The following is a 13,594-nucleotide window of genomic DNA, read 5'->3' as shown; positions in this document are numbered from 1 at the left end:
GATTTTCCGAATCTTTCCTCACTCATCACTCATCACTCATCGACCATCATAAAAAAGCCCGGCTATCTCACCCCTGCAGGAGATAGTCGGGATATGCAAGACCGGCTTTGGTTATGCCGAGACCACTTTTTTCTTCTTGTTCTTCAAGTCCCGATTTCTCCACAACAACCAAATGGGACTGGCAATAAAAATGGAGGAATAGGTGCCAAAAATGACTCCGAACAGCATTGTTAAGGCAAAATCGCGGATACTTGATCCTGCAAAAATCAACAACGCCAATAGCGCAATGACCACGGTGGTTGACGTATTAATCGAACGCACCAGCACTTGATTGAGGCTTTTGTCGACCAGATCTTCCAACGTTTCTTGCTTTTTCTTTTTCGCTAAATTCTCCCGTATGCGGTCGAAAACGATGATTTTATCGGTGATGGAATACCCGAAGATCGTCAGCACTGCCATAATAAAGTATTCCGTGATTTGAATGTGGATGAGCGCAATGAGACCGACCGTAATAATCACATCGTGCACCATCGCAATAATGCCGGACAGGGCAAAACGCCATTCAAAGCGAATGGTAATGTAAATGATAATGGCCACCACGGCGAGTACAACCGCGATCAATGCGGTACGCTCCGTCTGTTGCCCAATAATCGATGACACCCTGTTTGTCGAAATTTCTTGGAACTTTCCGACCTGTTTGCCAAACTGCGTTAACAATGTGGTTCGTTCATGTTCGGAAATGGTGGGTGTCGTAATCTGGACATTGCGCCGGCCTTGTCCTAAAAACACCACTGTACTCCCATAAAGATGATCCTGATCCAAAACTTTTTTAATGGCGGTTGTCGTCACGGGATGAACAAATTTCAAGTTCATCTGGGTGCCACCCGTAAAGTCAATCCCATAATTCAATCCCCGGATGAAAAACGCCCCTAAGGCCAGGACAATCAACAATCCGGAAACAATAAACCACGTTTTCCAATGGCGAACAAATTCAAAGTGAAAGCGCATGCTATGTCCTCCTAGCCCACAAATATACTCCGGACTTTAGCCCAGCCCGCGTCGGCTACCCACCGAATTACGACGCCGGTCACGGACACGGCGGTCAATAAGGATACCGCAGTACCGATCATCAGGGTCAAGGCAAATCCCTTCACTTCCCCTGTTCCTAAAAAGAACAAGATCAGCGAGGACACAAAAGTCGTCACATGGGAGTCCAAGATGGCCCGAATCGCATGACGAAAACCGGCTGCGACGGACGCCCTGGGGGTTTTCCCATTGATCATTTCCTCACGAATCCGGGAAAAGATAATAACGTTGGCATCCACCGCCATCCCCACAGAGAGAATCAGCCCAGCTATCCCTGGCACCGTGATGACAGCATGAATTGCCCATAAGGCTCCCACGACGAGCAAGAGATAAATCAATAAAGCCATATCGGCAACAAATCCGGCTAAGCGATACCACACAATCATCACAAATCCTATCAAGGCAATCGCAATAATCGACGCCACTTTACTTGCCACCACGGAAGCATGGCCTAAAGTGGCACTCACCGTACGGACATCCAGAACCTTTAAGTTCACTGGCAATGCGCCCGATTGCAATAGCAGGGCGACCTTTTGCGCTTGTTGCAAGCTCGTAAAATTCCCACTCATTTGAGCTTGTCCATCGGGAATCACGTTTTGAACAATCGGTGCCTCTACCAGTTTTCCGTTAAGATAGATTGGCAATGGTTTTCCGAGATACTTTTTAGTGGCTGCCGCAAAAATCTTAGTGCCTTGCGCATTAAAAGTTAAGTTGACGACATATTGACCATTGACAATTCCGGCCACCGCATTCTTTAAGTCGCCGCCACTTAATAAAACTTGTCCTGTGGGGCTTTTAATTTGCAAGACGGCCGTTTGACCGAGAAACTGCAAGGCTTGTTCGGGATTTTTCACGCCAGGTAAATCCACGGTAATGCGGTTCGAACCGACCTGTTCTATCACGGGTTCCGAAACCCCTAAGGCATTTACGCGGAATCCTAAAATCGACATAGCTCGCGCCATCGTTTCTTTATTCACAGGCTCGCCGGGTGCTGGTTCCGCTTGATAAGTTGCGGTGACGCCCCCTTTGAGGTCAAGACCATAACGGAGATGATTAGTAATGGGATTTACGGCTAGAAAATAATAAACGGCTGCGATTAGCACCGCAACCAGGGCAAAGAACTTCAGCATACTCTTTTGACGCATTGTAAGCCCCCCGGTTCAAAATCGTTTCATTATAGTCCGGGTCGGAATATCGTGTCAAATAGACACGTAGGCTCACTCGAGCACTGTGACACACGACGCTATCGATAGATTCTCCATTCAATAACACTCAAAACCTTATAACGAGTCGGGTATTATGACGTTCTTTGCTGAATCATTAACCGGTTCCGACTCAGAACATGAGAATGACGTCTAAGCTCAGGAGCTGGCGATATCATCAGATTTGGCAACGCGATTCCCCATGTCACTTGATAACGCATCATCGTTTGCTGAGCAGCATCCAAAATATGTCGCTGTTCAAAGAACGTTGACAATCCCGTCCACTGGTCGAACCACTCAACAATTGCGTGGGCCACGGACTGCGGGTCCAATGCATCCGTCCGGATAATAAGGTTCGCCTTTTGACGGGCTAACTGAAGCCTTTTCCATTGCTCCTCATAATGATGGAAAGTCCATGCTAGCCGCCGTCTTTGCCGCACGCTAGAAAAGCTGGCAGATAAAAGTACGACAGGGTGATCGCCCTGACGAGAAAACAAGGTGGGAACCTGGGAATGTTCTTGCGCTATGGAACGCGCGACCATCCCGTAAGATGTTAACAACCGCGATATTGTTGATTTTCCGGCGGCACATACTCCGACTAAAATAATGCCGTTAGTAGGGAATACTGGCTGATAATGTGCGTATGGCATTTTGGACATCGCTCCTTATTCCTAACGCGACAATACTCACATCATCGCTGGGCCGGTCTTTATCCAGTGCCAAAGTTCGCGTCATCAAATCATTGACCCATTCTTCTAAGTCTTTCACCTCAAGTGACTTAAGTTCTTGTTCAATCATATCCCATGGCAGCGATTTTCCAAAGCGTTTACCGGCATTTATCACCCCGTCAGAAAATGTCAACAAGATGGTATCTGGGATCAAAGGCAGTTCAGTCATCGCCGGCCGGGTTTTGCGGTAGGTTCCTATCACCTCAGAGCCCCCTTCCAGGCGAAAGACGACATTCTCTTGCCGAATCAAAACCGGAACCGGTGTATTTCTCGCGATAACCACCGTGTTCGTATGCATGTCACAGGATAAAACCACCAAAGTAGCAGTAACCCGGCCTTCGCGTGCCGTATAAAGCATGTCCTGCACCGCCCGAGCTACCGCGCCATCGCGCGATCCATCCGCAATCAAACTGACCGCTTTCATCGAAACCAATCGGCTGATCCGTTTTGCCGCCGGACCCGAACCTTGTCCATCCGCCAAGATCAAGGAGACGCCGCCTAAAGGGCGCTCCACCAACTCAATCGTATCGCCACTTTCCCCAAACCCACCTTTGGGAATCTTCGCCCATGCCACATCAATTCTCATTGTCTTTTCGTCCCTGTTCTATCCCACCAAAGTCCTGTTGTCGCCGATGCGTCTGGTAACATGCAGTGCATCCAACAACTCTAAAAATAAAACCGCAAACCGCCGATTCGTTCCGAGAACTTCTCGAAGTTGACTGGTAGATAATTCTGTGGAAGTCTTGAGCGCTTCGGTGACTTGATGCCTCGCTTCATCAAAAACCCGGTCGGCTATATAAATGCCGTCATCTAACCTGATAATCCGTCCTTGTTGCACCAGAAATTCGAGTACATCAAACACATGACCCGGCTCGATGACAATTTGGCTTTGCAATTGATCTATTGCCACAGGTTTTAGCCCCGTATGACTAATGGCCTGATAGAGTCTCTCAATTTCTGATTTCCACGGCTCAGGGCTGTTTGATTCAAACGTGGTTAAATGCACCCATTCCCCGCTGACACTGACGTCTATACTGTGTGCCACAACAAATAAGACCTGCTTCATCGACCATTCAGGCCATAATGCTTCTTTTAACCGTTCCCGTTCAATTCCTGGACGCAGGGGATGTTTAAGGTGATAATCCGTCAAGAATTCCCGTAACTGCTGGGAAAATGGTTCCAACTTATGCCCTTCGAGCACGAACCGTTCGGGACCATACAATATGTCAGAACTATGCTCCAAAATGGGTATGACGTCATTCACGGCAAGACCCGTTTTGGTCGCGATCTCATCCACACTGATTGGAATCTGCGCAGGTTTCAACACGGCACGGATAACATCAGCCGGATTCCCTTGGGCGATCAACGTTAAGAAATCTAGAAGACCCGGTTCTTTACGCTTATGGTGGCGCCCGACTTCGATCACACGGCCGCCACCAATCGTGATGACGGGACTATAAGACCGGATAAGAAATCGGTCGCCACGTAAGGCGGGCAAGGGACTTTCCAACCGAATTTCGGCAAAGGCCGTACGGCCCGGTTCCATTTCATCACTTTCGTACCAATATACCCGTCCGGTAGCTTCCGCCGTTCCTAAATGCACATGAACCCGGGTACGCTGAGACAATACGGGACTCGAAGGCAATAAAGATAATTCAACCACTAAAATGTCATGAGCCCGAAGATGGCCGATTTCACTTAAGACTTGTCCTCGGTGAATCAATTCTTTATCAATCCCACTCAAATTGGCTGCAACCCGCTGACCAGCCACCGCGTAATCCACTTTGTGGCCATGCACTTCGAGTCCCCGCACGCGCACGACATAGTCACCCGGAACTATTTCTAATGTGCTCTCCGTGCGGATCGTTCCATTAACCAAGGTTCCTGTCACAACGGTACCGAAGCCCCTCACCGAAAAAACCCGGTCAATGGGTAATCTCACTGACCCCTTGGCATCCCGTAGAGGGACTTGTTGGGCCAATTCATCTAATGCGGTGAGCAACGCGTCAATACCCCGGCCCGTGACCGAATCCACAAAAATCCGGGGAGAATGTTCTAAAAAGGATCCGGTCAAGGCTTCTTGCACGGCCTCATCCACAATCGGTAGCCACTCCGCCTCTACCATATCGGCTTTCGTTATGACCGTTAATCCATTTTTAACCCCGAGCAGCGTGAGGATATCTAAATGCTCCCGGGTTTGGGGCATAATGCCTTCGTCGGCCGCCACCACGAGCATCACAGCGTCCATGCCATGAACACCCGCAGCCATATTGCGGATAAATTTTTCATGTCCCGGTACATCAATTAAAGCCGCATGTTGGCCGCTAGGTAGAGTAAAATGCGCAAATCCCAGATCAATGGAAATACCCCGGCTTCGTTCTTCCGGTAATCGGTCCGTATTCACTCCGGTTAAACGCTGCGTGAGGGTGGTTTTGCCATGATCAATATGCCCGGCGGTACCAAATATGATCGGCCGGGAATAAATATCTGCCATCGTAAAAATCCTACCCTTCCCGAAAGTGTCGCGTATACCCTTTATCCGTCAGGTACTTGCGAATTTCCAAGAGTGCTGTATACGTCGGCAAGATATAGGTCACTTGCTCCGGCGCACTATTGTGTATCAAATCCTCCAACGCTACCTCCGGTTTTTCTATGACATGCATGCTGCCAGTATCCAGCCCGGCATATAACAGACGCACAGCCATATCTCGAGCCCGAATGCCGCTAATCCATACATGCCACTGCGGTTGGACAAAGCGCTCAAAATCAACATCCCACAACCACGATACATCTTGCCCATCGGCATAACGATCATTAATGATAAATAATAGATTTTTTAAAGGGCGCTTGTCCTCATCGATCGCTTGTAAGACTTGGTTAAATCCCACCGGGTTTTTTACGAGAGCTAACCAGACATCTTTGCCTTCAATCGAGACTTCTTCCATTCGCCCAAACGCCGGGCGAAAGCTCCCCAGTGAGGTGGCGACCGTGTCCAACTCCACACCGAAGAGCAAAGCGATGGCCATTGCTGCCATCACGTTATAGGCATTATATAATCCTGGCAAGCGCATCGGTACACTAATTTGTTCTCCACGGTAATCGATCCGAAGATTTCCGTGAATTCCTTGCCAATCCACCAATAAAAGATCAGGGATGGGACGGCGGTAATCGCAGGCTGGACAATAATAATCGCCCAGGTGTGCATAGTATTGCCGAATATAGCGTAACTCGTGCCCACAGCGGGGACAAAACCGGGCATCTTGAATATCATGGTGCCCTTGGGGTGTAGGGTAGGCAGACAAGTCAGCACCAAAATAGAGAACTTGGGAATAAGAAGCGCCAAGATAGGCCACTTGCGGATCATCGGCATTTAAGACCAGCCATCCTTGTGGATCAAGCTTTTCAATCCCCTTCTTGACGAAATTCACCGTCGTAGATAATTCGCCATAACGATCAAGCTGATCCCGAAAAAAATTGGTGACGGCTATGGCTTTGGGTCGGCTTTCCTCCGCAGCTCTGGGCATGGTCGCTTCATCGGTCTCCAACAGGGCCATATCAGCCTTGGGATATAATCTCAAGCGACTAGCCTGAATCAACGCCGCCGTTAATCCGAGAATCAAATTAGCCCCGGCTTGATTGTTGACGACTTTGCGTCCACTCTTGCGTAATAGAAATGTGGCAATGGCCGCCGTCGTCGTTTTGCCATTAGTCCCCGTCAACAAGATGACGCCGCCACGAATTTTTTTAGCCAGTCGCTGAAAAACTCGAGGATCAATGCGGCGGGCAATGAGCCCCGGCAAGGAGCTGCCTCCGCGGCCTGTCAAGCGACTAACCCAACCGACAATACGCGCTATCCATACGGCCAGAAAAAATCTCATGCGCTGGGTGAATCCTTTCTCAACGGACCATATTGTTGCTGGTAATATTCCAAATAGGCACCGGTTTTAATAGCTTTCCACCACGCTTCATGATCTTTGTACCACTGAACGGTATCGCGTAGGCCCTGTTCCCAATCGACTAATGGATGCCAACCCAGTTCCTTCGTGATTTTCTGGGAGTCAATAGCGTATCGCCGGTCATGACCTAACCGATCCGCTACCGGGGTAATGACCGAATACGGCAGGTGCAAAATGTCCGCTAGGGCCTCGGCCACTTCCCGGTTCGATTTCTCATTATGTCCTCCAATATTGTAAATTTGGCCACTCTTCCCCTGAAGGGCAACCATCCATAGTGCTCGGACATGGTCGGACACATGAAGCCAATCCCGAACATTTTGCCCGTCACCATATAGCGGCCATGTTTTCCCTTCCAACCCATTTGTAATGAATAACGGGATCAGCTTTTCAGGAAATTGATAGGGTCCATAATTATTCGAACAACGCGTGATAACGACATCCTGACCGTACGTGCGAAAGGCTGCCAAGCAGAGAAAATCGGCCGCAGCTTTACTCGCGGCATAAGGACTATTGGGAGTTAAAGGGGATGTTTCGGAAAACCAATTGCTGCCCCCAAGAGGTAAGCTTCCATAGACTTCATCCGTAGAGACTTGGAGAAATCTTGGCACATGATGGGTTCTAGCGAGCTCCAACAGGACCTGAGTGCCCAAAACATTGGTCGTCACAAATGGTGCCGCAGATAGAATCGAACGATCCACATGCGATTCAGCGGCAAAGTTGATGATGACATCCACAGGATTTTCAGCAAGAACTCTGTCGAGCGTTGCCTGATCGCCAATCGATGCATGCACCCACTCATAACGCGGGTCATTTTCATAGTCCTTCAGGTTTTCTAAATTCCCTGCATAGGTTAACGCATCGACATTAATAATATGAATATCGGGAACTGTCTCGAGTAAATAACGAACCATCTGGGACCCGATAAAGCCGAGTCCTCCTGTTATCATGACACGCATGGCTGTCGCTTCTTCCTTATCGATTTTGGGTTGTCCAATCAAATCCGATGGTTTCATCATTCCACGCCAACCGTTTTTCATCCGGTTGTGCGGGGTTATAGGATTCCGTAGTGAAATAGACAATCATAAGGGGCTTGTTCCCGAGTACTCGATATCCATGGACCACGCCCACCGGAATTACAATGAGTTGGGGATTGTCCTCTCCCGGATATAACACTTGGGTAATGCCATAGGTCGGCGAATCCTTGCGGGCATCATATAACACCACTTGGGCTGACCCGACGGGAAAAAACCATAAGTCGTCTTGCCGTTCGTGATAGTGGAACGCCTTAATAACACCGGGATAACTCATGGACAATGAGGCTTGACCAAATTTGCGTAAGAGATGGTCATCATCGCGCAAGATTTCTTGAAAAAATCCACGATCATCGGGATGACGCACGAGCTGTTTAACAACCACACCTTCAATGGTTCCAAAAGTACTCATAATGCCTCCTATGCCGTTTGATATTGATCATCTGTTATAAATCAACCCGACTATGGTCTCCTAAAACAAGGCGCATGGCTTTAGGGCGCTCATGCCGTCCTTGCACCTTGACGCCACGCCCAATTAAGGATTGGTCGATGCGTTCTGCCACTCTTTGAATCAGACTGTCGGGAAGGACAATACTATTTTCGATTTCTGTTTCTTCAATCGTGACCCCATCACCAATAGTCGTATAAGGGCCGATATAACTATTGCGAATTACAGCGCCTTCGCCAATGACGACTGGTCCACGAATTGTCGTTTGCTCAATGCGGGCCGTCGGAGCGATATACACGCGGCCAACAATTTCGCTGTCTTTGTCGACATGTCCTTGTACCGCAGGTACCAAATCCTCAAGAACCAAACGGTTGGCTTCGATAACATCCTCCGGTCGTCCCGTATCTTTCCACCAGCCGTCAACAAATGTGGCATCCACAACCCGGTCCTGATCAATTAAAGCTTGGATTGCGTCCGTAATTTCATATTCGCCGCGCCATGATGGTTTTAAGGAAGCAATCACCTCATGAATTTCCGGTTGAAAACAATAAGCCCCCACTAAGGCCCAATGGGACGGCGGATTTTTCGGCTTTTCCACAAGACGCGTCACGCGACCATTTTCGACAACGGCCACTCCAAATTGCCGGGGATCATCAACTGCCGTTAGCAAAATAGACGCCGCATAACGTCCCGATCTGAATCGTTCCACAAGTGTTCCCAGGCCACTGCGCAATAAATTATCACCCAAAAACATGAGAAAAGGAGCATCTGCAAGGAACGGCGCGGCGGTTTTTACCGCATGTGCCAATCCCAGCGGTGCTTCTTGTACAATGTATGTAAAATGACAATCAAAGGCTTGGCCATCTCCCAGACTTTCGCGAATAGCCGCACCCGTTTCCCCGACAATGACGCCTATATCTGTTATTCCCGCCTGCACCATCGCCTCGACCGCATAATGTAAAATAGGACGATTGGCGATGGGAATAAGCTGCTTCGCTCCGGTATAGGTTAAAGGACGCAAGCGACTGCCCGTCCCACCGGCCAGTAGCAGTCCTTTGAGTTCCATAAATCGACTCCTTTTATAATGACCATTGTTATTGTATCCATCCTACTTGTATTTGACCACGTTTTTGGCGTTTATTCATCTTATCTTGACATATAACGAACCGAAGCGCTATACTTACTACCGTTCGTCGGGGAGTAGCGCAGCTTGGTAGCGCGCCTGCTTCGGGAGCAGGAGGTCGCAGGTTCAAATCCTGTCTCTCCGACCACTTCTTTGCCTTATCCCACAAGGATTTCCGCGATGTGGTTCATTAACGTGTTTCCTTATTCCATCTGGTTGATTACGTATTCTCCCCTGCGAGGTGACCTGATATCTAGCGGAAACATTATCAAACGCGGTCCGCAAAAATACTTAGTGCGCATTCCGTTAGGAACGGATAGCACGGGCAAGCCGCGAACGCACACCAAAACTATTCACAGCGACACTACCCAAGGTCGAATGAGAATGACGTAAATCACCAAACACGTCCGTAGATTAGTTGTGGGATCATGTTGTGTAAAAGTGGTGGGCTTAAAACCGATAATAAAACCTAAGCCACTTGGCAATATCTGGGATGTCACATGTGTGGTCTGCCACGGACACGGCCAGATCTTCGATCTCCTTATCCCTCAACGGGCGAATTCGTTGTCCGTTCGCTTCTGCGACGGCTAACCCAAGGGCCATGGCTGTCCGTTTGTTAGCATCTACAAAAACGTGCATAGTAATAATCGCGTGAATCAGGACTGCGATTTTATCCGCGATTGTCGGATAGAAATCGCTCCCATATCCCCCTTGAAAAGAACTCACAAGAGCGGATTTCAAGTAGTTCGAATGAAAAACACCGACGCGACCTTGACCAGTAATGTTAACCACATACTGTTGCATCGCGACGGCATCATCGTAACCGGGCCAGTCTTTTATTTGTCCGCTAATCGCTTGAACGCCTCTAGGTGCTCTTGAACAATTTTGCGTCCTAATGCTTGAAGCCGTTCATTGATAACCGGTTTCGAGCCCATCGGTTGCGGCTGTTGTTCTACCGTGAGTACCGGGACTTTTGTGGTACGCATTTTTAGCACCCTCTTTCGTACAATATGTATCTATTATGAGACACCTGCTTCCCTTGGTCAATGTAAGGTGCCCTATAATATTCCCTTTGACGGATAAATAATACCTCAAAGGAACAAATTGTATTTTGGTTGGTTTTTGTCTTGGATTGTATGCGAAGTGACCGAACAGCTCTAATCCAACCGGTACACGGTTTAACCCCCTAATTCTAGACAGGTTATTGATCGCTGGACCGAATCCTCTCGGGGCATGATATTGACAAACAAGGCCACAGGGTTATGGCTCAATCAATTCCAGCCTATCATGCCCCGTTCTCCGCCTCCAGCGAGACCCTAACCCACGCCCGTCATAGAGTCGTTTTGTTCATAGTTGTTAGGGGGATTAATAGATAACCACCGTTAACATCCCATAGCCTAGCCCTCGGCTAACAAGGTCGACGACCATACTGCGCCTAATGGACCAATAACGGAAGAGTTTCACGGTTAGCGGTCCGCCAATGATGACGGGCGCTGTATTCCAAAACACATACCATCCCAGATTTGCCGGAGAATGACCGCGCGTTGCCAAGAACCAGAGCAGAGCAACCTGCACACACTGCTCCACTAGGCGAACAATGGTGTCACCAAAAAAATAGCGAGCAAATGCTGGGATCTGGAAAATGCGCAGATAACGCATCATGGATCCCTCGCCCAATTTTTTAGTTAACAAGGAAAGCGAGAGAATTAAGGGGGAGTCAGGGGCATGAGGGGTGTGTTCTTATACATCAAGAAATTCCCCTCCTTGGCAAGTTTACGTGAACCATCTTTGAAATAAAAGCAATAAAAGCATTCTACCACAATTTTTCTCTCTAGCCACGACACCGACGATTTTATGTACTATGCCAGAAATTAACACCGATTATTTATCAATGAATTCTACTCTTATAAATAAATATTTATGTATCTTTAATCCAATCCATATTTCACAAATACCTCTGAGATCGTTATTCTTATCACATAGACCTTTACCACCCAATTAGCAACGCTCTAAATTGTCTGAATTCGCGCTTTTATTCTAAGGGAGGAAATTTCATGAGTTCAACTGAGAACAAAAAGAAAAGCCGCTGGGCCTCTGGGGTAACCCCATATAGTGAAATGGGATATTGGCGCCCAGATTATGAACCTTCAGAAACCGATGTCATTTGCGTATTTCGTGTCACCCCACAAGAAGGCGTATCACCTGAAGAAGCCGCTGCCGCCGTTGCAGGGGAATCCTCCACAGCAACATGGACCGTTGTATGGACTGACCGCCTTACCGCGTATGACAATTACCAAGCCAAAGCATACCGGGTTGATCAGATTCCTGGAACCGACCAATATTTTGCCTATATTGCATATTCTATTGATCTCTTTGAGGAAGGCTCTATCGCCAACCTGGCATCATCCATTATCGGTAATGTTTTCGGTTTCAAACCCTTAAAGGCCCTGCGTCTCGAAGACATGCGCATACCGCTTCATTATATCAAGACCTTTCAAGGCCCAGCCCACGGGATTGTTGTCGAACGGGAATATCTCGACAAATATGGACGTCCCCTACTTGGTGCCACCATTAAACCTAAATTAGGGTTGTCTGCACGTAACTATGGTCGTGTGGCCTATGAAGCTCTACGGGGCGGCCTCGACTTTACTAAAGATGACGAGAACATTGGATCTCAACCCTTCATGCGGTGGCGTGACCGTTTCCTCTACGTCATGGAAGGTGTTAACCGCGCTGCAGCTGAAACAGGTGAAGTCAAAGGTCATTACATGAACGTTACTGCTGCCACAATGGAAGACATGTATGAAAGGGCAGAATTCGCTCGGGACTTAGGCAGTGTCATCATCATGATCGACCTCACTGTGGGGTATACCGCCATCCAGTCCATGGCCAATTGGGCCCGTAAAAATGGTATGCTGCTTCACTTACACCGGGCAGGTCACGCAACCTTTACCCGCCAAAAAACTCACGGGGTATCTTTCCGTGTTATTTCAAAATGGATGCGCTTAGCTGGAGTTGACCATATCCATGCGGGAACCATTGTGGGCAAACTAGAAGGCGACCCCAACATGATTCACGGATATTACAAGACCTTACGGGATTCCAAGGTCGAAATGAACCTCCAAGAAGGCTTGTTCTTCGATCAAGACTGGGGCTCCATGCCAGGTGTCATGCCGGTTGCATCAGGTGGAATCCATGCCGGACAAATGCACTTGTTGCTGCATCACCTTGGTGAAGATGTCATCTTACAGTTCGGTGGCGGAACTATTGGTCACCCGATGGGAATCTCCGCAGGGGCAACGGCTAACCGCGTCGCATTGGAAGCTATGATTAAGGCTCGTAACGAAGGCAAAGATATCCTCAATGAAGGACCAGAAATCCTCCAAAAAGCGGCCAGGTTGTCGCCGTCGTTACAAGCAGCCCTTGATGTCTGGAAAGATGTCACATTTAACTACGAATCCACGGACACCCCGGATGTATTACCGACACCCAGTGTATAAATAAGGAGGACACTATCGATGGCTTTTCACCTGACCCAGGGAACCTTTTCCTATCTTCCCCCGTTAACAGATGACGAAATCAAGTTGCAAATCGAGTATTCCCTTGATCACAATTGGCCAATGAGTGTGGAATTTACCGACGATCCTCATCCCCGCAACACGTATTGGGAAATGTGGGGCATGCCGATGTTCGACCAGAAGGATGCGGCGGCAATCCTCTACGAAGTCAATGAATGCCGCAAAGCGTATCCCAATCACTACATTCGGCTAAATGCCTATGATCCCTCTCGGGGTCGGCAGTCTTTACGGATGTCCTTCATTGTGAATCGTCCACCGAACGATCCCGGTTTCGGCTTGATTCGCCAAGAAGGTTCCGATCGGCAACTGCGTTACACCTTGCACAGTTACGCCACGGATAAGCCGAAGGGCGAACGCTTCACCGATTAAGGATATCCTCACAAAAAACAGCCCATTTGGGCTGTTTTTTGTTGTGGGAGCCGGCCTGAAACTCTGTCAACAT

General features: G+C 48.5%; 14 protein-coding genes and 1 tRNA gene. 3 read left to right on the top strand and 12 right to left on the bottom strand.

The window, feature by feature from the left end; genetic code table 11:
* Positions 1-111 precede the first annotated feature (111 nt).
* The 9 genes from secF to B8987_RS13230 form a co-directional block, all read right to left on the bottom strand.
* The gene (secF, locus tag B8987_RS13270) at positions 112-1,008 is read right to left on the bottom strand and encodes a protein translocase subunit SecF (RefSeq protein ID WP_020373786.1); all 897 of its coding nucleotides are present in this window, start codon (positions 1,006-1,008) and stop codon (positions 112-114) included.
* An 11-nt stretch (positions 1,009-1,019) separates the two neighbouring features.
* Positions 1,020-2,231 carry a protein translocase subunit SecD gene (gene secD / locus B8987_RS13265; RefSeq protein WP_020373785.1) on the bottom strand — a complete coding sequence of 404 codons (1,212 nt, stop codon included), beginning with the start codon at positions 2,229-2,231 and terminating at the stop codon, positions 1,020-1,022.
* A 152-nt stretch (positions 2,232-2,383) separates the two neighbouring features.
* Positions 2,384-2,938, bottom strand: a complete 555-nt coding sequence (locus tag B8987_RS13260) for a DEAD/DEAH box helicase family protein (protein WP_084661668.1) — start codon at positions 2,936-2,938, stop codon at positions 2,384-2,386.
* On the bottom strand, positions 2,901-3,602 hold the full coding sequence (locus B8987_RS13255; protein ID WP_020373783.1) for a PP2C family protein-serine/threonine phosphatase: 702 nt from the start codon (positions 3,600-3,602) through the stop codon (positions 2,901-2,903). Before B8987_RS13255 ends, B8987_RS13260 begins: the two co-directional genes overlap by 38 nt.
* Positions 3,603-3,620: 18 nt before the next feature.
* On the bottom strand, positions 3,621-5,510 hold the full coding sequence (gene selB, locus B8987_RS13250) for a selenocysteine-specific translation elongation factor (RefSeq protein ID WP_020373782.1): 1,890 nt from the start codon (positions 5,508-5,510) through the stop codon (positions 3,621-3,623).
* 10 nt (positions 5,511-5,520) lie between these two features.
* The gene (locus B8987_RS13245; RefSeq protein ID WP_020373781.1) at positions 5,521-6,894 is read right to left on the bottom strand and encodes a Mur ligase family protein; all 1,374 of its coding nucleotides are present in this window, start codon (positions 6,892-6,894) and stop codon (positions 5,521-5,523) included.
* Positions 6,891-7,928 carry a dTDP-glucose 4,6-dehydratase gene (gene rfbB / locus B8987_RS13240; protein ID WP_026040528.1) on the bottom strand — a complete coding sequence of 346 codons (1,038 nt, stop codon included), beginning with the start codon at positions 7,926-7,928 and terminating at the stop codon, positions 6,891-6,893. Before rfbB ends, B8987_RS13245 begins: the two co-directional genes overlap by 4 nt.
* A 16-nt stretch (positions 7,929-7,944) precedes the next feature.
* Positions 7,945-8,415, bottom strand: coding sequence for a dTDP-4-dehydrorhamnose 3,5-epimerase family protein (locus B8987_RS13235; protein ID WP_020373779.1), 471 nt, complete (start codon positions 8,413-8,415; stop codon positions 7,945-7,947).
* A gap of 34 nt (positions 8,416-8,449) precedes the next feature.
* Positions 8,450-9,517, bottom strand: coding sequence for a glucose-1-phosphate thymidylyltransferase (locus B8987_RS13230; RefSeq protein WP_020373778.1), 1,068 nt, complete (start codon positions 9,515-9,517; stop codon positions 8,450-8,452).
* A gap of 128 nt (positions 9,518-9,645) precedes the next feature.
* Here B8987_RS13230 and B8987_RS13225 point away from each other — a divergent pair.
* Positions 9,646-9,722 (top strand) — tRNA-Pro (locus tag B8987_RS13225).
* Positions 9,723-10,024: 302 nt separating this feature from the next.
* On the opposite strand, the gene B8987_RS13220 is transcribed toward B8987_RS13225, so the two are convergent.
* The 3 genes from B8987_RS13220 to B8987_RS13215 form a co-directional block, all read right to left on the bottom strand.
* Complete coding sequence (locus B8987_RS13220) at positions 10,025-10,414, bottom strand: type II toxin-antitoxin system death-on-curing family toxin (RefSeq protein WP_341349020.1); 390 nt, start codon at positions 10,412-10,414, stop codon at positions 10,025-10,027.
* On the bottom strand, positions 10,411-10,560 hold the full coding sequence (locus B8987_RS19690) for a hypothetical protein (protein WP_020373776.1): 150 nt from the start codon (positions 10,558-10,560) through the stop codon (positions 10,411-10,413). The genes B8987_RS13220 and B8987_RS19690 overlap by 4 nt, the downstream gene beginning before the upstream one ends.
* Before the next feature lie 379 nt (positions 10,561-10,939).
* Positions 10,940-11,236 (bottom strand): MFS transporter, encoded by a 297-nt coding sequence (locus B8987_RS13215; RefSeq protein WP_139793560.1) that lies wholly within the window; start codon positions 11,234-11,236, stop codon positions 10,940-10,942.
* Between the two features lie 392 nt (positions 11,237-11,628).
* Here B8987_RS13215 and B8987_RS13210 point away from each other — a divergent pair, with 392 nt between their 5' ends.
* Together B8987_RS13210 and B8987_RS13205 are read left to right on the top strand one after the other, a co-directional pair.
* Positions 11,629-13,074 carry a form I ribulose bisphosphate carboxylase large subunit gene (locus tag B8987_RS13210; protein ID WP_020373774.1) on the top strand — a complete coding sequence of 482 codons (1,446 nt, stop codon included), beginning with the start codon at positions 11,629-11,631 and terminating at the stop codon, positions 13,072-13,074.
* An 18-nt stretch (positions 13,075-13,092) separates the two neighbouring features.
* Positions 13,093-13,521, top strand: a complete 429-nt coding sequence (locus tag B8987_RS13205; protein ID WP_020373773.1) for a ribulose bisphosphate carboxylase small subunit — start codon at positions 13,093-13,095, stop codon at positions 13,519-13,521.
* Positions 13,522-13,594: the final 73 nt, after the last annotated feature.

Source organism: Sulfobacillus thermosulfidooxidans DSM 9293 (assembly GCF_900176145.1).
GTDB classification, from domain to species: Bacteria; Bacillota; Sulfobacillia; order Sulfobacillales; family Sulfobacillaceae; genus Sulfobacillus; species Sulfobacillus thermosulfidooxidans.
This window is presented reverse-complemented; position numbering and strand designations above follow the sequence as displayed.